At 32.9% G+C, this 22,855-nt stretch carries 25 protein-coding genes; 4 read left to right on the top strand and 21 right to left on the bottom strand.

From position 1 onward, the window contains the following. Positions 1–167: 167 nt before the first annotated feature. Positions 168–665: an NUDIX domain-containing protein gene (locus IAI10_RS14870; protein WP_315674073.1), complete on the bottom strand. Its 498-nt coding sequence runs from the start codon at positions 663–665 to the stop codon at positions 168–170. 412 nt (positions 666–1,077) lie between these two features. On the opposite strand from IAI10_RS14870, the gene abc-f reads away from it, so the two are divergent. Next, positions 1,078–2,703: a ribosomal protection-like ABC-F family protein gene (gene abc-f / locus IAI10_RS14875; RefSeq protein ID WP_315674074.1), complete on the top strand. Its 1,626-nt coding sequence runs from the start codon at positions 1,078–1,080 to the stop codon at positions 2,701–2,703. 122 nt (positions 2,704–2,825) lie between these two features. Here abc-f and IAI10_RS14880 read toward each other — a convergent pair whose 3' ends face one another. The 5 genes from IAI10_RS14880 to IAI10_RS14900 form a co-directional block, all read right to left on the bottom strand. Further along, entirely contained in the window at positions 2,826–3,623 is a 798-nt protein-coding gene (locus IAI10_RS14880) for a M55 family metallopeptidase (protein ID WP_315674075.1), read from the bottom strand. A gap of 40 nt (positions 3,624–3,663) precedes the next feature. After that, a complete protein-coding gene (locus IAI10_RS14885) occupies positions 3,664–4,275 on the bottom strand; it encodes a class I SAM-dependent methyltransferase (RefSeq protein WP_315674076.1) in 612 nt (203 codons plus the stop codon). A gap of 53 nt (positions 4,276–4,328) precedes the next feature. Continuing rightward, positions 4,329–5,969, bottom strand: coding sequence for a sulfate permease (locus IAI10_RS14890; protein ID WP_315674077.1), 1,641 nt, complete (start codon positions 5,967–5,969; stop codon positions 4,329–4,331). A 141-nt stretch (positions 5,970–6,110) separates the two neighbouring features. Next, entirely contained in the window at positions 6,111–6,467 is a 357-nt protein-coding gene (locus IAI10_RS14895; protein WP_315674078.1) for a hypothetical protein, read from the bottom strand. Between the two features lie 39 nt (positions 6,468–6,506). Next, positions 6,507–6,671 carry a hypothetical protein gene (locus IAI10_RS14900; RefSeq protein WP_315674079.1) on the bottom strand — a complete coding sequence of 55 codons (165 nt, stop codon included), beginning with the start codon at positions 6,669–6,671 and terminating at the stop codon, positions 6,507–6,509. Positions 6,672–7,104: 433 nt separating this feature from the next. Between IAI10_RS14900 and IAI10_RS14905 the strand changes: the two genes are divergently transcribed. Next, on the top strand, positions 7,105–7,665 hold the full coding sequence (locus IAI10_RS14905) for an AAA family ATPase (protein WP_315674080.1): 561 nt from the start codon (positions 7,105–7,107) through the stop codon (positions 7,663–7,665). Positions 7,666–7,716: 51 nt separating this feature from the next. On the opposite strand, the gene IAI10_RS14910 is transcribed toward IAI10_RS14905, so the two are convergent. From IAI10_RS14910 to IAI10_RS14955, 10 genes are all read right to left on the bottom strand, one after another. After that, on the bottom strand, positions 7,717–8,478 hold the full coding sequence (locus IAI10_RS14910; RefSeq protein WP_315674081.1) for an SDR family oxidoreductase: 762 nt from the start codon (positions 8,476–8,478) through the stop codon (positions 7,717–7,719). Positions 8,479–8,530: 52 nt separating this feature from the next. Then, positions 8,531–8,857, bottom strand: coding sequence for an ArsR/SmtB family transcription factor (locus tag IAI10_RS14915; protein ID WP_396334397.1), 327 nt, complete (start codon positions 8,855–8,857; stop codon positions 8,531–8,533). Between the two features lie 736 nt (positions 8,858–9,593). Next, positions 9,594–10,967 (bottom strand): FAD-binding oxidoreductase, encoded by a 1,374-nt coding sequence (locus IAI10_RS14920; RefSeq protein ID WP_315674082.1) that lies wholly within the window; start codon positions 10,965–10,967, stop codon positions 9,594–9,596. 76 nt (positions 10,968–11,043) lie between these two features. Next, a complete protein-coding gene (locus IAI10_RS14925; protein ID WP_315674083.1) occupies positions 11,044–11,706 on the bottom strand; it encodes a methionine ABC transporter permease in 663 nt (220 codons plus the stop codon). Next, the gene (locus IAI10_RS14930; protein WP_315674084.1) at positions 11,699–12,730 is read right to left on the bottom strand and encodes an ATP-binding cassette domain-containing protein; all 1,032 of its coding nucleotides are present in this window, start codon (positions 12,728–12,730) and stop codon (positions 11,699–11,701) included. Before IAI10_RS14930 ends, IAI10_RS14925 begins: the two co-directional genes overlap by 8 nt. A gap of 70 nt (positions 12,731–12,800) precedes the next feature. Next, positions 12,801–13,649 (bottom strand): MetQ/NlpA family ABC transporter substrate-binding protein, encoded by an 849-nt coding sequence (locus tag IAI10_RS14935; RefSeq protein WP_315674085.1) that lies wholly within the window; start codon positions 13,647–13,649, stop codon positions 12,801–12,803. Positions 13,650–13,669: 20 nt separating this feature from the next. Beyond that, the gene (locus IAI10_RS14940; RefSeq protein WP_315674086.1) at positions 13,670–14,821 is read right to left on the bottom strand and encodes a pyridoxal phosphate-dependent aminotransferase; all 1,152 of its coding nucleotides are present in this window, start codon (positions 14,819–14,821) and stop codon (positions 13,670–13,672) included. A 247-nt stretch (positions 14,822–15,068) separates the two neighbouring features. After that, complete coding sequence (locus IAI10_RS14945) at positions 15,069–16,076, bottom strand: isocitrate/isopropylmalate family dehydrogenase (RefSeq protein WP_315674087.1); 1,008 nt, start codon at positions 16,074–16,076, stop codon at positions 15,069–15,071. A gap of 178 nt (positions 16,077–16,254) precedes the next feature. Beyond that, positions 16,255–16,830 (bottom strand): lysophospholipid acyltransferase family protein, encoded by a 576-nt coding sequence (locus tag IAI10_RS14950; protein ID WP_315674088.1) that lies wholly within the window; start codon positions 16,828–16,830, stop codon positions 16,255–16,257. Positions 16,831–17,251: 421 nt separating this feature from the next. Next, entirely contained in the window at positions 17,252–17,635 is a 384-nt protein-coding gene (locus tag IAI10_RS14955) for a phage holin, LLH family (RefSeq protein ID WP_315674089.1), read from the bottom strand. Positions 17,636–17,797: 162 nt separating this feature from the next. On the opposite strand from IAI10_RS14955, the gene IAI10_RS14960 reads away from it, so the two are divergent. Then, positions 17,798–18,481 (top strand): peptidoglycan-binding domain-containing protein, encoded by a 684-nt coding sequence (locus tag IAI10_RS14960; protein WP_315674090.1) that lies wholly within the window; start codon positions 17,798–17,800, stop codon positions 18,479–18,481. A gap of 95 nt (positions 18,482–18,576) precedes the next feature. On the opposite strand, the gene IAI10_RS14965 is transcribed toward IAI10_RS14960, so the two are convergent. Then, positions 18,577–18,972 (bottom strand): hypothetical protein, encoded by a 396-nt coding sequence (locus IAI10_RS14965; protein ID WP_315674091.1) that lies wholly within the window; start codon positions 18,970–18,972, stop codon positions 18,577–18,579. Positions 18,973–19,254: 282 nt separating this feature from the next. Between IAI10_RS14965 and spo0A the strand changes: the two genes are divergently transcribed. After that, on the top strand, positions 19,255–20,067 hold the full coding sequence (spo0A, locus tag IAI10_RS14970; protein ID WP_315674092.1) for a sporulation transcription factor Spo0A: 813 nt from the start codon (positions 19,255–19,257) through the stop codon (positions 20,065–20,067). 15 nt (positions 20,068–20,082) lie between these two features. On the opposite strand, the gene IAI10_RS14975 is transcribed toward spo0A, so the two are convergent. The 4 genes from IAI10_RS14975 to IAI10_RS14990 form a co-directional block, all read right to left on the bottom strand. Continuing rightward, entirely contained in the window at positions 20,083–20,271 is a 189-nt protein-coding gene (locus IAI10_RS14975; protein WP_315674093.1) for a hypothetical protein, read from the bottom strand. A gap of 184 nt (positions 20,272–20,455) precedes the next feature. Continuing rightward, positions 20,456–20,908, bottom strand: a complete 453-nt coding sequence (locus tag IAI10_RS14980; protein ID WP_315674094.1) for a YhcH/YjgK/YiaL family protein — start codon at positions 20,906–20,908, stop codon at positions 20,456–20,458. A gap of 81 nt (positions 20,909–20,989) precedes the next feature. Continuing rightward, complete coding sequence (locus tag IAI10_RS14985) at positions 20,990–22,288, bottom strand: hemolysin family protein (RefSeq protein WP_315674095.1); 1,299 nt, start codon at positions 22,286–22,288, stop codon at positions 20,990–20,992. Between the two features lie 204 nt (positions 22,289–22,492). Beyond that, on the bottom strand, positions 22,493–22,786 hold the full coding sequence (locus IAI10_RS14990; protein ID WP_315674096.1) for a hypothetical protein: 294 nt from the start codon (positions 22,784–22,786) through the stop codon (positions 22,493–22,495). Between the last annotated feature and the right edge of the window lie 69 nt (positions 22,787–22,855).

Here is a 22,855-nt window from a genome sequence, read left to right on the forward strand (position 1 = left end):
TATTCACACCCTTTTTACATCATTTATTGACTTTATTTTACCATATATTCTTGCTATTATTAGGCAATTAACTAAAAATTCATACTATTGTTACACTAGTTTTTTATATGCAAAAATGTGTGTTTTAATACATTTAATTGAGGATATAAAAAAATTACATTCTAAGGCTAAAGCAATTTACTTAATACCTTTATTTCTCTTCTTGTCCAAGGATTTATATCAGGGTTATTTAATAATAACTTGTTGTTTTCCAAGGCATCCTTTAGGGAAATCCAAGCAGGATAAAAATCTAATTCTTTCTCATACTCATCTAAATTCTGCTGATGCATTTCCTCCTCTACTTCACATGCGTAATAATGTGACTCCATTTCAAATAAGGCTTCCTTGTCAAACTCATCTTCTTTTCTTTCCAATACCATTCCTATCTTTTTTTCTATATTTTTAACCAGATAACCTGTTTCTTCTTCAACTTCTCTGATTAAGGCTTCATAATCATTCTCTCCTGGGTTTACTCCTCCGCCTGGAAATTTATAATCCCCTCTATTGGAGTGAACCATAAGCAGCTTATCTCCTTTTAAAATAACAGCTCTCACCGCTTTTCTTGTATGAATTTTACTATGGACTTTATCGCTTTCAGCGTAATCTAACACTTCCTTAAAAATCATTCCTTATCTCTCCTTCTTTTAAAACATAATGAATCAACAAAATTATAACAAATATTCTTGTCTCTTCCTATATAATTGTTGCATTAATTATATTTTTATGTTATATTTACCTTGTTTAAATTACTAAATTTTCTGAATTAAAATAAAAAGGAGGTCACTAATATGAAATTTAACACAATAAATTTAGCCGAAAATAAAAGCATATTTAATTTGAAAGACCTTCAGAAGTTTTATTTTAATTCCTAAGCAGTGAATTTTTAATAGTTATCAAAGTCTCAGGTCTTTAAGCCTGAGGCTTTTTTATTTAGGTAAGGAGGAATATTATTATGAAACTAGCAGTTATGATGATTCGAACCATAAGAGTAACATTGGAAGGAGGTGATATAGATATGTAGTATGAAAGGAGAAAATTATGATATTAGAAATGAACAATGTAGGTATCAGTTTTGAAGGAAAAACTATACTTTCAAATATAAACTTAAAGGTAGAGAAAAAAGAAAAAATTGGTTTAATAGGAGTAAATGGAGCAGGTAAATCCACTCTGCTTAAAATAATAATAGGCGAGCATACTGACTTTACTGGTAATGTGATTAATAGAAGCTTTGACGAATTAGGCTATTTAAAGCAGGACAATGGCTTAAGCTTAAATAATACCATATATGAAGAGCTGCTTGATGCATTTTCTGATTTATTGATTATTGAAAAGCAGCTGAGAGAGCTGGAAAATAAGATGGCTGATCCCAAGGTTTATGACAATGCCAAGGAACTGCGCTCTATTTCTGAAAAATACAGCAGAAAGATGGAATACTTCGAAATTCACGGCGGCTACTCCATTAATGAAAAAATAAACACAATATTTAATGGTATGTCCTTTAATAATTCTTCCCTAGAAACCTTGGTTTCTAGCTTAAGCGGCGGAGAAAAAAATAAACTTGCCCTAGCTAAGCTGCTTTTAAAGGAACCCAGCTTTCTTATATTGGATGAACCCACTAACCACTTGGATTTCATTGCACTTAGCTGGCTTGAAAAATATTTAAAAAATTACAATGGAGCCATATTAGTAGTATCTCACGACAGATACTTTTTAGATGCTTTAGTGGATTCCATATGGGAGATGGAAAGAGGAATTTTAACCAAATATACTGGAAACTATTCAAAATATGTGGAAATTAAAGCTAAAAATCAAGAAAAACAGCTTAAGGATTATGAAATGCAGCAGCAGGAAATTAAAAGGCTTCAAACCTTTGTAGATACTCATATAGTGAGAGCTACTTCTTCAAAAGCTGCTAAAAATAAAAGAAATATAATAAATCGAATGGATAAAATCGATAAACCTCAAGCTGAGCTTAAGCGGACAAAAATGGAATTTTCACTGGAACAAAAGTCTCATAAAGATGTACTTTTCGTTTCTAATGGCTCCATTTGTGTAGGTGATGGAATTAATAGAAAAAAGCTTCTTGATAGCTTAAATCTATCAGTTTATAGAAGTGACAAGGTAGCTATTCTAGGTCCAAATGGCACCGGTAAATCTACTTTACTAAAGGCTCTCATGGGATATATTAATTTAGACAGCGGAGCATTATACTGGGGAAAAGATATCTCTATAGGCTATTATGATCAGGAACATCAAAACCTAAGGGCGGAAAACACTGTTCTTAATGAACTTTGGCAGGAATGTCCTGATGATAAGGAAGGAAATATTAGAAATATTCTCGGACGCTTTCTTTTCTCAGGAGAAGATGTGTATAAAAAGATTCAGGCTTTAAGCGGAGGAGAAAAAGCGAGAGTTGCTCTAGCCAAGCTGATGCTTAAGCAGGCTAATGTGCTGATTCTGGATGAACCTACAAATCATCTAGACATATTTAGCAAGGAAGTTCTAGAAAAGGCTTTAACTAAATATGAAGGCACTATTATATTTGTATCTCATGACAGATATTTTATAAACAAAATTGCTACTAAAGTATGCGTGCTAAGCAGCCATGGCATTAAAACCATTAATGGCAATTATGAGGATTACATGGCAGCAGCTTCTCAGTAATTGCTTACTAAGTAATAGGTAAAAGTGAAGAGTTTAGGTAGAAATTCGCTTTAGGCGAATTTTAACCATAACTCTTACTTTTTATCTATTAACTGTTTCCTTACCTTTTTTACTAATCTTATTTACGCTACAAAATGAAGAAATCTAAGCACTTCGTAATAATTTTCAGCGGTATAAGAAATTACCTTTGGAGAAACTAATTTTGCTCCTGGGTAGAAAGAATTTCTAAAGGCATCCTCCTGCTTTAAATAACCAATCTCTACATTAAATTTATCTGGTAAAGTAAGCATGCATCCGCTTAATGACTCCTTTAAAGAACTAGCCACAGTGCTTTTAATTTCTTTAATAGCCTTTTCAGGATGAATACTTGCAGTAGATTTCCCTAGTCCTTCCTTTACTGCCAAAGTGGCTATGCTTCCGTTTACTTCTTTCACTTCTTCGGTTAAGCCTTTATCTCCGCTTACAAATACTACCGGAACCTTGTAAAGAGCTGCTGCATAAGCATTTATTAAAAATTCGCTGGCGTATCTGTCATTAATTTTTATATGATCCAAATTGGTGCTCAAGGTGTGAGCTAAGGGACTTGTACCACTTCCCCCTCTTGAATGATAGCCAAGAAATATTGCAGCATCAAAGCTGGAATCTAATCCGCTAACCATGCACATAGGCTCTCCTGCCCATCCCCTTTGAAGCACCACATATTCGGGAAGCTCTGCTATATCAATGTTTCTTGCACTATCATGAGCATCCTTCACATAAATTTCTGAAGCCCCTGCCTCACAGGCAGCTTCACAGGCTGCTTTTACCTCCCTGGTCATTTGCTTTGCAAAGCTTTGAAAGTCACCATGAGTCTTTTCAGTTTCACTCCAGCTGGTAACTCCAGTAATACCTTCAATATCTGCACTTATGTACACTTTCATAAATATTGCCTCCCTTTGTTCTATTAAATATATATTAATATTATATTTCAATTTCTACAAGCCATGTAAAATTGATTATGTGCTTAGCTCTAAATTTATACCCTAAAGTTTCAACGTAATCTTCCAACATTTCTACATTTGTATAGTTCTTGGAATTGATAAAGTCCCAAAGTTCCTTCTTTCCAGCTTCTAAAAGAACTCTCTTACAGTTCTCTCTCTCTTCCTCATTTAAAAACATGTAATCCGCAATTACTATTTTCCCATTAGGCTTTAAATATTTAATCATATTCTCCAGTGCCAGTTTTTTATTGGTGATAGCATGAAAAACAAGGGTAGTTACTATAATATCTGCTATTTCTTCTTCAAATGGCTTGTCTAAAAAATCTCCTTGCTTTAGACTCATTTTAGGATATTTCTTTTTTGCCTGAAGCAGCATTTCTTCATTTTTATCTATACCAATAACTTTTATTTTACGGCTGATAGGTCCGCACAAATTAGCTGTTCCACAGCCTATATCCAGCACAGCTTCAGCATTATAAGTTAAAATAATTTCTCTGATTTCATTTAAAATTTCCTCGTATTTTTCGAACAATCCAAGTTCATCGTCTTTAATATTTTTTAGCATATAATCATATTTTTCACCCTTATTCATTTATCCCTCCAAATATGCAGGGTAAGCTTTTTAAACTTACCCCTAAAGCAAAATCATGCTATTTCTTTTTTTAATTTCTCTAAAGCGCTTTCCATATCATCGCAAAAATTTTCTTTACCTATTATATCCATATATCCATACTTTTTCAACATATCAAAAGGCTGCTGCTGAAGCCTAACTATAATTAAATTAGTTCCGTATTGACTGCAGTTTTCATAAAGAGTTTTAAAGGCTTGATAAGCTGTAGCATCCATAAAAGGTACCTTTTCCATTTTTATTATAAGGGCTTTAGGAGGCATGCTTATCTCAGACATAGAAGAAACAAATTTGCTGGCTGCTCCGAAAAAGAAGGGACCATTAATCTCATAAACAGCTATGTCTTCAGTATTTTCAATGCCATTAAGTAACTCACATATTTCCTCATCCTCACTAACATCTTCCATATATTTCACATCAGTTAGCTGTGCCATTTTTCTCATGAATAGAAGAGATGATAGTACTATTCCTATGCCTATAGCTTGTACTAAATCAAGCACTATGGTTAATACAAAAGTTATCAAAAATATGAAAGCGTCAGTTTTTGGTGCTCTTAATATTCTTTCAAATGCTTTCCAATCTCCCATGTTGTAAGATACCATCACAAGTATGGCAGCTAGAGATGCCATAGGTATAAGTCTTACGTAGGGCATAAAAATCATCATTATAAAAAGTAGTGAAACTGCATGAACCATTCCAGCAACAGGTGTCCTTCCACCATTTTTTATATTGGCTGCTGTTCTTGCAATTGCTCCAGTGACTGGTATCCCCCCAAAAACGCCTGAAAAAATATTAGCAATCCCTTGAGCTATAAGCTCTGTGTTTGACTGATGTTTATCTTTTATCATACCATCTGCTACCACTGCTGAAAGAAGTGATTCAACAGATCCTAGTACAGCAATGGTTATAGCTGGCATCATAAGTTCATTTATAATCTTTAAATTCACATTAGGTATTGTAAATTTGGGGAATGCTGAAGACAAATTATGAAATTCACTTCCTATGGTATCAACCTTAAGCTTTAGCAATGAACATAATAGAGTAACAACTATTATAGCCACAAAGGTACCTGGAATTTTTTTATTTATTTTAGGCCACAGAATTATTATAGCTAGGGTTATTAAAGAAACAGACACACTAGTCATGCTTATTGTATTCATATGCTTTATGTAAGCAATCCATTTACTTATGAAATCTGAAGGCACGGACTGCATTTGAAGTCCTAATAAATCCTTAATTTGTGTAGAGAATATAACCACAGCTATTCCAGTTGTAAAACCAGTGGTTATAGAAAAAGGTATGTATTTTATGAGGCTTCCTAGCTTCAAAGCTCCCATTATTATTAAAAAAATGCCAGCCATGATTGTGGCTATTATTAATCCCTCAACACCATGCTTTTGTATTATTCCGTATACAATAACTACAAAAGCTCCTGTAGGGCCTCCTATCTGAACTCTGCTCCCACCAAGTAAAGATACTATAAATCCTCCTATAATTGCAGTATACAAACCTTTTTCTGGTGATACTCCTGAAGCAATAGCTAAAGCAATGCTAAGCGGTAGAGCTATTATTGCTACTATTATCCCTGAAATGAAATCCTTAATAAATTGATCCTTGGAATATTTTTTAAGACAAGTAACTAATTTCGGTACTAACAAGACTATCTCTCCTATACTATATTTAATTTTTGCACGACTTTTTTAGTATAGCACGAAAGACTCTAAGTTCCAAAACATATTTACGATTAACTTATCAATAACATTATAGATTTCAAGCTATGATTGTTGACAGTATACTTTTTATGAAAGTGCATTGCTCACTTTCTCTATTAGCCCTATGAAATCCTGCTGATCCTTTTGTGACAAATATGTATTTACCAAAGCTCTAGTAGACATATTGTTATAGCCTTTAAATCCATTTTCCAATATTTCCTCTAAGACTCCTACTAAGTACTCTTTGTCATTATTCACATTTTTCATTACCATATCCATCTTATCTTGAATAAGTTCCTCTTTTATGCTCTCTCTAAGCTTTTGGTTAAATTTAATTAAATACTCTTTTGCATCCTCAGGATATTTACTATAATCCTCGGATAAAATATCCTCTATATTAAACAATTTTTTTCTTCCTCCATGTAAAAAGATATCCAAGTTCATTTTATATTAATTCTCCTTGGATATCAACAAAGTATAAATTTAGTTTACCAAAACTATATTATTATTTTTAGTTACTCTGTAAAGATAGCAGGGCATTTGCACGCAAAATACATAAGCTTCATCGCCATGTATATATCTTATAATGCCATACATACCCTTCCATTCATTATTATCTTCTATTTTAACTATATTACCTACATTCATCGCAGCACCCTACTTTCAAATATTTTATCATTTTTAGTATTGCCATATTAATGAATGATTAGACATATAGAGGTCTCTTTAGTATATTTTATGAATAAAGTTATCATTTGTTTCTTACTATAAGGTTACGTTTTAAAGAAGAACCTAATGATTAGATATAATATATTAACAATAGAAAAGCTTTTATATTGATATTTTTTTATCTACTGTTTTTAATATCCAGAGATTTTTTCGAGTATTTTTTAAATATATTTAATTTTATTTATAATATTAAGTAACTTAACACTTAAAATAAATTTAAAAAAACTTTTTTTACTTAAAAAATGTTTTTTTCTTGTACTTCTATATATACTTTGTGATATAATAAACAATGTAGTTTGTACTTTTTTTAACAAGTGCAAATATTAATTATAGAACAAAGGAAGATGACGATATGAAAAAGCATTTAATTCTTATAGGTTCACCACCTGCTTGTGGAAAAACTTTTGTTTCTTCTGAACTTGCAAAAAGATTAGATAATCCTGTTTATTTAGATAAGGATACTATAATACCTCTATCAAAAATGGTTTTCAAGGCAGCAAATGAACCTTACAACAGAGACTCAGCTTTCTTTAAAGAATATGTTAGAGATGCTGAATATACAGCCATTCTTGATGTTGCTTTTGAGTGCTTAAATTACAATGACAATGTAATGGTAAATGCACCATTTGCAAAGGAATACAGAAATGGTGAATACATAAATAATCTAAAAGCCAAGCTTAAAGAATATGATGCAGAGCTCGTTCCAGTTTGGGTGCATTGTGATATTGAAGTGTGCCATCAGAGAATGATTGCTAGAAATTCTGAAAGAGATACTTGGAAATTAGCTAATTGGGATGAATATGTAAGTGGACAGAACTATTCAGTGCCAGAGCTAGAAGGCATCCTAGTAGTGGACAACTCTTCCGCTGAAAGTGTTGAGGCAGATATTCAAAAACTAATAGAGGTTTTATAGATAAATCTATAAAACCTCTATTTTTTATTTGCCTCTGATTTAAAAAGTTTCTTATCTTAGGGATACTTTTTTAACTAAGGATGTAACTAGCTTTTGAGGCAAGCGCTTACCGAAAAACGCACCAAGCTTATTCATTTTTCCGGACACTACAACTCTTTTATTTTGCATTAATGCATCATATCCAATTTTACTTACCACCTCTGCAGACATACCATTTGCAAATAGCTTAGTCTTATCAGCTGACGCAGCCTTAGCAAAATTTGTAGCTGAAGGGCCTGGACACAAAGCAGTTACAGTTACCCCTGTTCCTTTAAGCTCTTCTGCTAAGGCTTGAGATATGGAAAGCACATATGCTTTTGTAGCGTAATAGGCTGCCATCAAAGGTCCTGGAAAGAAAGCTGCTAAAGATGCTACATTAAGTATTTTTCCACTTTTATTTGCTTTCATATCTTTAACCACATAATAAGTTAGTTCTGTCAAAGCAGCTATGTTTAAATTAATCATATTTATTTGTTTTTCTATATCTATTTTATCAAATTCTCCAAAGAGACCATAACCTGCATTATTTACCAGCACATCTACTTTTAAACTTTTTTCTTTAATTTCATTGTAAAGTTCTTTTACTGAATTAGGTTTTGTTAAATCTTTCTCGATTACTGTTATCTTTGAATTGGAAAATTCTTTTTTTATTTCTTCAAGCCTTCCCTTATTCCTAGCCACAAGTATAAGATCAAAACCATCCTTTGTAAATAGCTTTACAAATTCATAGCCGAAACCGCTTGAAGCTCCTGTAATAAGTACTGTTTTACTCATAATAACACCTCCGATTATTGGTTTAATCTTTTGAACCAATTATAAATAAATTTTATCTCAAATCGCAGTTAATTTCAATAAGTTTTATAACTTCTTTTAATTTTTCCACAGGATTTTTTAAAGTCAAATAATAATAATTTTCTGTACCTTTCTTACGATATCCTAAAATTCCTGACTGCTTTAAAATTTTTAAATGATGAGAAACCGCAGGTCTTGAAAGGGGCAGAACCTCTGTTATGCTATTAACATTTAGCCCTTCTTCATTTTCTGCTAGAAGAACTATTATGTTTTGCCTCACCACATCAGACATAACCTCAAAAATAGGTATACATTCTCTAAATTTTTCAAGTATGTATTCATTTTGTTCCTTACTGCTCATGTACCCTCCACCTTGCCTGTTTTATTTAATAGCTGTTAAAACATGACCTATTTAATATATAACTTAATGTAAAAGTACTACAATTAACAGCTTGAGTCAATATCTTAGCCAAAAAATTCAGACTGCAGATAAATTTATATTTTTACAAATTTATCTGCAGCCATTAAATAAAGAACCAAGCAGTATAACTAGCACAAATATAACTAATTTGGTATCTAGTTATAATCTTTCGACTATAATTAAACATTTCACTAACCATATTCATGGTTCGCTCGACTATATAAAATCCCTACACAGCCATATATAACCTCACGGCTATATATGACCATTACAGCACTTTATATAATCTTAGTTGGACCTTATAAGATAAGTTGGAATCCTATTATCATAAACTGCAATATTATAATTAATTACTTTTATTATACTTAGATTAAAAGCCAAAAGGACGTTTAACTCAATATAATAAAAAATAATGTAATATAATATATATGAGTCAACAATAATAGAACTTTTCCTAACCTTATAAAATCGAAAATTATATATAAATAAAAATTTACATATAATTTTAGTTAACATATATACATCTTTAATAGATATATATTGTTTAAACTCAACTGCTAAGCTCTTTATGGTATTATTATGTCCGCTATCCTTAGATAAATACAGAGTAAATTATGGAAATCTAAATTTTTATTTTTTGCTCTATTTTAAATCAGTGTCGATTTTTCAATACTAATTACATATAGACCTTTCCTGGATTTAAAATTCCTTTTTCGTCCAAAGCTTTTTTGATTTTTTTCATATATTCTAAATTCGTTTTGTCTGTCACTGCTTCAAAGTAAGGCTTTTTAGTAAGTCCTATTCCATGCTCCCCAGAAGGAAGTCCATTAAGTTCTTTACTTTTTTCATACAAAGCCTTAAGTAAAATATCAGACTTATAGTGCCAAAGCTCCTCCTCCATGCCGTTTCTAATTACACAAAGATGTATATTACCATCTCCAGCATGGCCAAAGCTAGTCATTTTTATGCCGTATTCCTTTTCCGCTTCCTTAGTAAAATTAATAAATTCTTCAGACTTATCTATTGGAACTACAATATCTATAGGTTCTTGCTCTGATACCGCCTCTACAGCTGTAACCAATGCTCCTCTTATTTTCCAGGTATTTTCAATAAGCTCCTTGCTGTCTAGCAAAATAAAATCTAATGCTCCATTCTCAAAGGCCACCTTTTTGACTTTTAAATAATTATTTTTTATCTCGCTTTCTTCATCTCCGTCAAAGGTCAATAATATATAAGCTTCGCCTTTATGTGTAGGAAATTCTATTTTCAAATAGTTTTCAGCATTGGCTATAACATCTCTTTCCACAAATTCTATAGCCGTAGCATTTGCATTGCTCTTTATAACCTTTATTACAGCTTCTATACCTTTCTTCAAGGTATCAAAAGGTACAAGAACGCTTATGCTTTTCTTAGGTTTTGGAACAAGCTTTAATATAGCCTTGGTTACTACAGCTAATGTACCCTCTGAACCTATTACAAGATCTTTTATATCAAGTCCAGAGCTGTTCTTTCTAATCTTACCGCCTAAGTTTAGAATGTCCCCATTAGCTAAAACTACCTTAAGTCCTAATACATAGTCTCTTGTAACTCCATATTTCACAGCTCTCATGCCACCTGCATTGGTGCTTATATTTCCTCCAATGGAAGCAAATTTTTCACCTGGATCTGGAGGGTAAAAAAGTCCTCTTTCTTCCACATAGCTTTGAAGCTCCTTAAGTAAAACTCCCGGTTCTACTGTTACTGTAAGTGTATTTTCATCCAGCTCTAATATATTATTCATTAGAGATAGATCTAAAACTATTCCTCCATTAACAGGGACTGTTGCTCCAACCATACCTGTGCCTGCTCCTCTTGGGGTTATATAAATATTGTTGTCATAGGCAAACTTCATTAAATTGCTTATTTCCTCAGTACTTATGGGAAATACCACCGCATCTGCAAAGCCTTTAACTCTCATCAATCCGTCGCTTAAATATTTCTCTTCCACATCAGCTTGAAGCTTTACTCTCGATGCATCTCCTACTATATTATATAAATCATCAATTCTCATAAAAATGCCTCCTAATTGCAGCTATTTTAGCTCTGTTTAGATGGATTTTGATTTTTGCACTGTATAAAACATAGCTCTATTTTTTGGTAAGTACACCAGCTATTCTATCTCCTATAAGCTGTATTATTTGCACAAGCACTATCAAAATCACAACAGTAACTAGCATAACACCTGTTTCATATCTATAATATCCGTATCTTATAGCTAAATCTCCTATACCTCCGCCTCCAACTATGCCCGCCATAGCTGAATATCCAATAAGACTTACTAAGGTAACTGTTATAGCTCTTATGATTCCAGGAAAGGCCTCCACTAAAAGCACATCAAATAATATAATTCTAAGCTTTGCTCCAGAGGCTATAGCTGCTTCTAAAATCCCTTTATCCACTTCGTTAAAAGCACCTTCCGCAAGTCTTGCAAAAAAAGCTATGGAAGCAATAGTAAGAGGCACTGAAGCAGCTTCAGGTCCTATACTTGTACCAATTATTTGTTTAGTAAAAGGTATAAGCACCACTAATAATATTACAAAGGGCAGGGAACGAACTATATTGATTACTACTCCTGCAATTGTATTTATTAATCTATTCTTGAAAAACAATTTGCTGGAGGTTAAATATAGCAGCAGTCCTAATAATCCCCCTACAATTATTGATAGAACAATAGCTATCCCTATCATATTTAAGGAATCTAAAACCGCCTGTCCTAATTCATCTTTTAATATGTCTAATGTACTATCCAACGTTCTTCACCTCTTCTTTGCTTAATACTTCCTCAAGTTCAGAAACATTTTCTCTTATATACTCCTTAGCTCTGCTTAACTCATCCTTTTCTCCCACCAGATTTATAATGAGTATTCCTAAAGCTTTATTCTGGATGTATTCTATCTTTCCGTGGATTATGCTTATATTTATATTAAAATTCTTGGCTGCAGAGGATATCACCGGCTCAAGACTTTTATCTCCTCTATAATACACCTTTAAAAGCTCTCCCTGCTGCAGAGCTTCCTGTATTTTTTCAGGAAGCTGAAGATTTAAATTTTTATTTATTAAGGATTTTGTAATTTCATGACTTGGATGAGCAAATATTGAGTATACATCATTTTTTTCAATTACCTCTCCACTGCTCATTACTGCCATCTTATGAAAAAGCTTTTTAGCCACTTCCATTTCATGAGTAATAAAAACTATGGTTATTCCATATTTATTATTTATCACTTTAAGCAAGTCCAAAATTTCATCAGTGCTTTCCAAATCTAAGGCAGAAGTTGCCTCATCACAAAGAAGTATCTCTGGATTATTAGCTATAGCTCTTGCTATTCCAACCCTCTGCTTTTGGCCACCGCTTAAATTTGCAGGATAGAAATTTGCTTTATCCTCAAGAGAAACTAGCCTTAATAGCTCCATTACTCTTTCTTTTCTATCTGCCTTTTTATAGCCATTGGCTTTAAGCATGAATTCTATATTTTCATAAACAGTTTTTCCGCTTATTAGATTAAAATGCTGAAATATCATACCAATTCTTAACCTTACTTGTCTCAGCTTTTCTCCCTTAAGCTCAGTTATGTCCACTCCATCTATAAATACCTGCCCGTTGGTAGGCCTTTGCAGAAGATTTATTGTTCTTACCAAGGTGCTTTTTCCTGCACCACTAAAGCCTACTATGCCATAGATTTCTCCTTTTTCTATTTTTAAGTTCACGTTTTTCACTGCTTCAACTTTACTTTTACCATTAAAAGTAACAGATACATCTCTTAATTCAATCATTTTGCACCCCCAAAAGCTTAATAATGCAAAACATTGTGCTAAAATACTTTGCACAATGTTTTATAAATAGCTATTTGCTGTTATTTGTATACCATTCTGGTTTATCAAAAGATTTAAAAATACCCTTAGGATCTTCTATGGCATCCCTAAATTCCTTAGATTGAACTGCTTCTTTTAGATCTTTTCCTAATTGTTTATCTAAATCCTCTGTTCTCACTGCTACCACGTTTTTGTAGTTTTCTGCTAATTTTTCTGTTTTTAAAGCTTTTGAAAGATCAAGACCGGAAGCAATAGCAAAGTTTCCTGTTATCACTGCTATGTCTACACTGTCAAGAGTTCTTGGCAGCTGAGCTGCTTCTACGGCAACAAATTTTAAATTTTTCTTATTCTCTGTTACATCTTTTTCTGTGGCCTTTGTCTGGTCTATATCAGCCTTGATTTTTATAAGTCCCTGCACCTGAAGAAGTGTAAGAGCCCTTGCTAAATTTGAAGCATCATTTGGTATGGCAACTTGAGCGCCGTCCTTCAAATCATCCAAAGATTTGATTTTGTTTGAAAATATGCCCATACCTGCTGTAGGTACACTTATTACTGGTGATATACTTAAATTATTATCTTTTGCAAATTTATTAAGATAAGCGGTATGCTGAAAAAGGTTAGCATCTATTTCTTTGTTCGCTAAAGCCTTATCTGGAAGTACATAATCGCTGAATTCCTTAGTGGTTACTTTATAGCCCTTCTTTTCCAGTGCTGGTGCTATGGCCTTTTTAACCATATCCCCATAAGGTCCAGGACATACTCCTATAACTATTTTTTTAGTAGCTTTGTCACCTTCGGATTTCTTACTTGAACATCCTGCCACTGCGAATGTCATTGTTAATGCTAATAATGCCCCCAATATCTTTTTTGTTTTATTCATTTAAATCCCCCCGATTTATATTACTTTTTTAGTTTTTTTAGTCTGTTTAATGCTTCTATCAGTGTTTCCTCTTTTTTAGCAAAGTGAAATCTTATATAATTTGTAACTGGCTCTCTGAAAAAGCTGGATCCTGGCACTGCTGCCACTCCTATTTCCTTAGCCAGCAATTTGCAAAATTCATAATCATCCTTTTCCCCGAATTCCGAAATATCCACAAGCACATAATAAGCGCCTTGAGGTTCATAATATTTAAGTCCTATTTCATCTAAGCCATCTAAAAACAGCTTTCTTTTTCTTTCATAAAGCTCTGACAGCTCATCATAATAGTCCTGTCCAAGGTCAAGTCCTGCAAGTGCGGCTTTTTGAAGTGGTGCTGCTGCTCCCACCGTTAAAAAGTCATGCACCTTCTTGCAATTATCTATTACCTCCTTGGAAGCAATTATATAGCCAAGCCTCCAGCCGGTTATGGAATAAGTCTTAGATAAGGAGCTGCAGGAAATTGTTCTCTCAAACATGCCTGGAAGAGAGGATAGATAAGTATGCTTATTAGGTTTATAAACTATATGCTCATAAACCTCATCGGTTATCACATAGGTATCATATTCCTTTGCCAAATCAGCTATATACTCTAATTCCTCTTTTGTAAATACCTTTCCCACAGGATTTGATGGATTGCATAATATAAGTGCCTTCGGATTTTGTTTAAAGGCATTTCTTAGCTCTTCTCTATCAAAATTAAATTTAGGCGGTATCAAAGGTACATATATAGGCTCTGCCCCCGACAAAATTGCATCTGCAGTATAATTTTCATAAAAAGGTGAAAATACTATAACCTTGTCTCCAGGATTGCAGACAGAGAGCATAGCTGTCATCATAGCTTCCGTGCTTCCACAGGTGACTACAATATTTTCTTCTGGATTTATATCAATTCCCATAAAATTTTTCTGTTTTTTAGCAAGCTTTTCTCTAAATTCTGTAGATCCCCAAGTTATTTCATACTGATGAGGCCCTTCATCAGCAGCTTTTTTAAGTGCATCGATCAACTCCCTAGGCGGATCAAAGTCTGGAAACCCTTGAGAAAGATTAATAGCTCCATACTGATTAGCAACTCTCGTCATCTTTCTAATTATGGATTCTGTGAACCAATCCAGCCTATCACTAAGTTGTTTCATTTAAGTCCCCCCCTATAATTTTAAAAATACGTAATTCCTACTATTCCTATAATATTTATTATATTATCTTATTGTCATTTGTCAAATGTTTTTTTTGATATATTTTTATGGAAACCAATACATTTTTGCCTTTTTCATAATTGACTTCAATTTTTGCTATGTTCTAAATCAGTATTGATTTTTACAATGAAAAAGAGACCAGCAAGGGAATAAAAATCCATTGCTGGTCTCTAAGGTATTTATAATATTACTCTATGCTGTTAAATACTTCTATAAGCTTATCTGTATATGCCTTTGTTCCTAGATCTCCACCTAAATCTGTAGTTACTGATTTGCCTTCTTCAAGCACTATTGAAATAGCTTTTTCAATTTTATAAGCAGCATCGCTCTCACCTAAGTATCTTAACATCTGCACAGCTGAAAGCATCATAGCTGTAGGATTGGCAATATCCTTTCCTGCTATAGTAGGCGCGCTGCCATGTATAGCTTCAAATACAGCTATATCTTTACCAAGATTTGCTCCTGGTGCTACTCCTAGTCCACCTACAAGTCCAGCACACAAATCAGAAACTATGTCACCGTAAAGATTAGGAAGCACAAGCACATCATAGGCTTCTGGTCTTTGCACTAAATTCATGCACATTGCATCTACAATAAGATCTTCAAATTCTATTTCTGGGTATTCCTTTGCAATATCTCTAGCTATATCAAGAAACATTCCATCAGTACATTTCATAATATTAGCTTTATGTACAGCTGTAACCTTTTTTCTTCCTTCCTTTTTTGCATACTCGAATGCATATCTTATTATTCTTTCACAGCCTTTTCTTGTAAATATCTTTATGCTCTCAGCTGCATCCTCGCCAACCATATGCTCTACTCCTGCATATAAGTCCTCTGTATTTTCTCTCACTATAACAAGATCTACATTTTCATACCTTGAAGGTATACCTTTATAAGTTTTAGCTGGTCTAACATTTGCGTATAAATCAAATTTCTTTCTTAAAGCTACATTTACGCTTCTAAAACCTTTTCCTACAGGTGTTGTTATAGGTCCTTTAAGAGCAACACCATTCTTGCTTATAGACTCTAAAACTCTATCTGGTAATGGAGTGCCGTATTCCTCTATCATAGCTTCCCCAGCTTCTTGTATATCCCAGTTAATTTTTACTCCTGATGCATCTATAAGTTTTTTAGCGGCATAGGCTACTTCTGGACCAATTCCGTCCCCAGGTATTAAAGTTACGTTGTACATGAAATGATTCCTCCTTTGAAAATTTAAAAATTTTATTGCATAATTATTAGTAAAAACTTTATTGTAGACTATTATAACATATAGTTTGATAAAATTCTGTAACATATTAAAGAATTAAAGCATTGTTTTTTATAAATAAAAAAACCAGAGTATAAACTCCAGTTTTTATCCGCTATTTCTAATTATCTTGATTTTTTTCTAGTTCCTGGGCGATCTTTTCTCTTACCAATTCAGCCAAATGAGCTTTTTGCTCTTTATCCAGAGCATTTACATCTATTGGCTTTAATATGGACATTGTTATAGTGGCAGGCTTCAGCTTTCCTTTATTTTCTTCAAACACTTTGAAGGTGTTATCCAAAACTATTGGAACTAATGGTGCGTTTGCCTTTAAAGCCATCTTCATGCTGCCCTTCTTAAATTCCCCTAATTTGTGGCTCTTGCTTCTAGTTCCCTCTGGGAATATAAGCATGCTATAACCTGCATTTACATTGTCAATACCTTGATTTATTGCTTTTAAGGATTCCCTTATATTTTCTCTATCGATGAATACACAATGCATATCCTTCATCCAGGTACGCAATATAGGAATCTTTAATATTTCTTTCTTAGCTATAAATCCAAGCTGCTTGTTTAGCACTGCCATAGGTATAAAGAAATCTGCATTTCCCTGATGATTGGATACAAACATACAATTTCCTTCTGGAAGATTTTCTTTTCCTTTAAGCTTTACCTTTATGCCAAGCACTTTCAGCATATAGCTAGCCCACCAATTGGTTATTTTATATACGTGCCTATCATATTTTTCTTGAGTCCTAGCAGCGGTTCTTTTTAGGATAAATAGATATAATCTAAGCAGCAATGTGAATATAAGCAATATTATGGAATAAATATATCTTAATATGTACATTCTTACAAACGTTATCTGCAGCTATGCGCTCTAGATAGCGTCCCTCACTCCCCTTTCCAGTATCATATATATTTTTTAGTTCCCTAGGTTCTGTTTTAAATCGTTGATATTACATTAAAACATAGCCTATCCTTAGCACTATAATTATACCAAAATATTCATATTATATCTATGTATTAAGGTTAACTTTTCTCACATAAATATTTAGCTTTCATTTTTTCTTTGTTTTATGCTTAAAAGGAGAGTGAACAAGACACTCTCCCAGCATTTATTTTCCAGCATTAATATATCCCACAGTAGTTTTTATTAAATTGAAGATTTCCTCATCCGTAACCGTGAGTCCTGCTTTTTTAAGTTCACTTTCTATAAATTCTAATGCCTTGGTATGCTTAGTAGCTCCATCCCAGGCCATTTCCTTTCCAAGCTGTTCTGCCCTATACACCGCATCTTTAATGATTTGCTTGGCTTTTTCTTCATTTTCCTTGCCCATAAGCTCAATTGCCCTATTTTCTTCCTTACTTTTAAACTCCAATATTTTATTATAAAAAGAATTTTTATCTTCCTTCATGACTTTTATCTGTCTACCAATATATCCTGCTATACTCAAAATTATTATAGATATAACATAGGCTGCAATCTGATTTATATCCATATTCTTCATCCCCTAATTGTTATTATTTAGCAAAATATTTTATTGCTAATATAATAATAGTCAGTCTTTTACACTATGGTTACTGAAATTTTGTGTTATTTGAACTAAAACATATTTTGTAATATAATGATTGTATACCAATTTTTGTAAAGGGGTGTTCATATGAATATAAAGTTAAAAAACTTAGCATTAACTCTGTTAGCTGCCACCTTTATTTCAGCAACTCCTACTTTTGCCTCTGCTAAAACTACTCACACATTAAAGCAGCTGACTTTGGCAAACAGAAAACTCATCAGCACCAAGATTAAGCCTCAGATTTCCAGCGAAAATGTTATTCATCTAGCTAGAGTCAATGTAAAAATCTACACATACTCAAATGCACCTAAGGACGTAAAGAAAAATTATGAAGTAAAGTGCAAATTCAATAATATCAGGCCCTTAGATACGGATATGATTATGGTAAAATCAGATTCTAGCATTGATAACTCTCTAGCAACTGCTTCCGATACCCTTTCTCCAGGTCAAGTTGACTATGTAGATGTTTATTACTTTAGGGACTCAGGCAGCATAGAGACAGCAGCCCACCAAAGAAATACTGACATTTATTATATTGGCTATGCAACTGTTCATAGAGATTATGTTGGATACGGTCACATAACCAGCGGTGATGCTGTGTATACGGCTCAATCTCTTTTAGTAAATGATAAATACTATTTAGCTATCGATGGTTTATTTGGACCAGATACAAATTATTTTGTAAAGCTGTTCCAAGGAAATAAAAATTTGTCTCAAGATGGTATAGTAGGTCCTCAAACTTGGTATAGCTTACTTGGAATGTTGGCTTAATACTATCCTTTCAAAATATGGCCAAATTAAAATAGACATGCAGTCAAATTTTCCTATTGCTACATGCCTATTTTAATTTGTGGCTAGATCTTAAATCAATGCTGGTTTTTACTAAAATCTACATAAGTCCTAGAATAGGAAGTAGGCAGAGGATTACCATTAGCATCTACAAACTTATGGGTTTTAAAATTTATTCTAACGTTAGGTGCTACCTCTACAATGCAGGATTTAGGATCATTAAGATTTACTTTTACCAGATCCTTATTTTGAGCTGGTTTAATATATACTATCTTTTCCTCTTGACTACTTTCCTTTTGATCTGACTTTATCGCAGTATCTTTAACTTTATCATCACTTAACTTATTCACACTTACTTTTATGTTGTTATTTTTTTGTTTGGCATAAACACCACTTTTAACAGATGAAGTACATGCAATAAAAATTACTAGGGTACCAACTAATACTCCGCTCTTTTTTAATGCTTTAAGCAACTCATCATCTCCTTATTAATTATTGTCCCTTACCATTTTATACCTATGAAGTTACAGCTTCAATATATATGTATTATTTTTACAAATATTTTATAATTTATACATATTACTTTTTAATAAGGCTGTTTTTTAAATCAATGTTAAAAATCAACACTGATTTAAAACAGAATCTTTAATAAAAATAATATGTAAAAGAAAATTATTTCTTTTTAGCAGGATTTTCCATGTTATTATTGAATTAAATAAATATGCTGTATTGTTATTCAAAAGGAGAGATTAAAAATGAATGAAAAAAAAATCAATGTAGTAGTTGCTGACGACAATAGGGAATTTTGCGGTTTGCTTAAAGATTACTTATCCTGCCAAGATGATATTGAATTGATTGGTATTTGTAACGATGGGTTTGAGGTACTAGAATTGGTTAAAAACCAAAAAACTGATTTAATAATTTTAGATATTATAATGCCTCGTTTGGACGGCCTTGCAGTCCTTGAAAAAATAAATGCATTGAAGCTAAGTCCTAAGCCAAAGCTTATAATTCTTTCTGCAGTGGGACAAGAAAAAATCATACAGAGAGCAATGGAACTTGGAGCCTCTTATTATATAACCAAACCCTTTGATTTAGACGTATTTATGGAAAGGATAAGACAGATTATGGATTATGGCGCTGAGGAAAACATTCTGCCTGCTTTGGAAGCTATTGAAGAGGAAGCTTACTGTGCTGAGACTCAAAGCACTGCAGATTTCCATCTGCAAGAGCAAATTACAACCATGCTTCATGAAATTGGAATACCTGCCCATATAAAAGGCTATATATACATACGAGAAGCCATTCTTAGCTTATTAAATAATCTAGATACCCTATCCGTAAACAAAGAATTATATCTTGTCATTGCTTCAAACCATGATACTACTTCAAGCAAAGTAGAAAGAGCAATCAGGCACGCCATTCATGTAGCGTTTGTCAGAGGCAAAACAGATACTATAAAACTGCTATTTAGTCCTGTAATTAACAAAAATAAAACCAAGCCTACGAACGGTGAATTCATAGCCCTTTTAGCTGACAGATTAAGATTGCAGAATAAGGCATTATAAAGTATAAAATAAGCCTTAACGCTTAATTACTTCTGCAACCACATATATGAATCCTACTATTACGGATACTCCAGCCAAGGCATATATATAGCTCGTCAAAAGATCTATCTCATTATCAATTTTTTTAAATAGGATTTTTAATAATAAACCTACTGGAATAGCCAATATTAAGCATATTAACACTATTTGTATTATTAGTTGCATAAAATCATCCTTTTCTTTTTTACTATTATACTTTTTTATTTTGGGTTCTGTTTTAAATAAGTGTTAAAAATCAACACTTATTTAAGACATTTCTTTAGTTGGATAGGCTATATTGGGCTCATAATAATCCTAAATTAAATTGCTCATAAGGCAAAGAAACCCTATGAGCAATTATTTTTAGCTACTATTCTATAAAAATCTTTGCAACAGCTTTTTTAACGCATTGATTTTCCTTATCTCTTATGCAAGGCATATGAGCATCTTCTGGGAAAAATATAGCAAAGCTGCCTTCCCTGACGGTTACGATGTCCCCAGCTGCTTCACCAAAAAGAACATCCTTTCCTTCATCATACTCTTCAGTAACTTTTAAATTACTGATATGAGTATAACCCATCTTTTCTGTCTCAGCTATTATGTATTGAATATCTATATACTTTTTATGAGCTTCCCATTTGCAGTCCTCTTCTGGCTTTGTAACATATTCTGAGATTGATATGTATATTTTATCCCCATCAATAGGGTATTTTCCTGGCTGTAAAGATTTTAAATCCTTTTCTTTTAAATATTTTAAAGCTGTTTTAATTGAAGGATTCACTCCATAGTATAATTCAGCATTATTCAATTTATCAACTATCATGAATCTTACTCCTCCCAAAAATAATTATGCGCTACATATATACTGTAAAACCTATTTGCTTAATAATCAAGTCTCTTAGTATCATATTTCTTCTGATGCATTTTTAATAAGTACTTTGCTGATTCTTTTCCTATCACATTTTAATATCACAAACTCATAGCCTTCATAGCTAATCTTTTCATTAACCTGAGGATAAGCTTTAAGCTGGGAGTAAATCCATCCGCCTATGGTATCTATATTTTCATCATCTATTTCTATACCTAATAAATCATTTATATCAGCTATAAGAACTTTTCCCTCTACTACATAACTGCCTTCTTTAGTTTTAGTTATAGCCTCTCCTTCTTCATCAAATTCATCCTGAATTTCTCCTACTATCTCTTCTAGAATATCCTCTACCGTTACCAGCCCTTCAGTTCCGCCATACTCATCTATAATTACAGCCATTTGTATCTTTTCTTTTTGAAAAACCTTAATCATATCGCTAATAGATAAGGATTCATGTACAAATTTAATATCTCTAACAATGCTCTCTATGTCTTTAATGTCTCCTTTAATTTTAATTTTGTATAAATCTTTTATATTTATAAATCCAACCACATTATCCTTGCTGCCTCTGCAGGCAGGATATCTAGTCAGCTGCTGACTTAAGGTAAGTTCTATGATATCCTCAAAGGAGTCCTCTAAAAAAATACATTCCATATCTGTACGGGGCACCATTACATCCTTCACTGTGGTCTCTGAAAATTCGAATATATTATCTACAAAGGTAAGCTCTGTCTGATCTATTAGTCCATGCTTATAGCTATCTTCTACCAGAAGCTTTATTTCATCATCTGTATATGCACTTTCATGCTCGTCTACCTGAGATAAGCCAAATATTTTTAATACTAAATTTGTGCTGTGATTGAAGGCTAACATTACCGGATAGGTGATTCTATAAAACATTATCAGCGGCCATCCAGTTATAAGAGCAAGCTTTTCGGTATTGATAATAGCCACAGATTTAGGTGCCAGTTCTCCAAGTACAATATGAAAGCCTGTGATTATTATGAAGCCTAATACAAAGGAAATTGAGTGTATCAAATCCTCCGGCACATGAAAAAACTTAAAAAGAGGCATTAGCATATCTGCTACTGCAGGTTCCCCCACCCAGCCAAGTCCCAGTGAAGCCAAGGTTATTCCCAGCTGGCAGGCTGATAAATAGGAATTCAAATCATTTACCACCTTCAGGGTATGTTTCGCGCTCTTATTTCCCTCAAACACCAGTGTTTCTATCCTAGATTTTCTTACCTTAACCATGGAAAATTCTGTGGCCACAAAAAATCCATTCATAAATACTAATCCAAGTATAATTATTATATTTATTAGTGTAGTCATTCAGTTTATTCCCCCTAAGCTCACTACAATTTTACTATCTCTATATTTTATAGATTCTATTTTATATTATTATTTTCTATAGCTGATATTTTTATTTCATAAATTCTTATTATATTTTGAATGCTCATGGGAATATTAAGAAATGTTTTAAATCAGCATAAAAGTCAATGCTGATTTAAAGTGCAGCCCCAAAATTTATGTATTTTACTTGTCCTTTTTCCTCTTGCGTGATAAAGATATACCGCCAAAGCCGCTTATAATAGCTATATAAAAACCTAAATCATACCACCAGCCAGTATTTTTTGCTTCGTATATTCTGATATTTTTATCAAACAAGCCTACTATAAGAGATATTGGTGCCAGCCAACCATGCCAAACACCGGAGAAAAAACCTGCTGGCTTTGCAATCGTATAGCTTCCATCCCCAGGAATGCATCCAGTTAGTAATACTATACTGGATAAAATAACTAATGACAATACCAAAGTTTTCTTTTTCATGAAATCACTTTCCTTCTTCTCTTTTTACATTAGGCTTTGTTTTAAAATAACACCGATAAGTTTCCTAAA

The organism is Clostridium sp. 19966, assembly GCF_032335695.1.
GTDB lineage: Bacteria > Bacillota > Clostridia > Clostridiales > Clostridiaceae > JACTOJ01.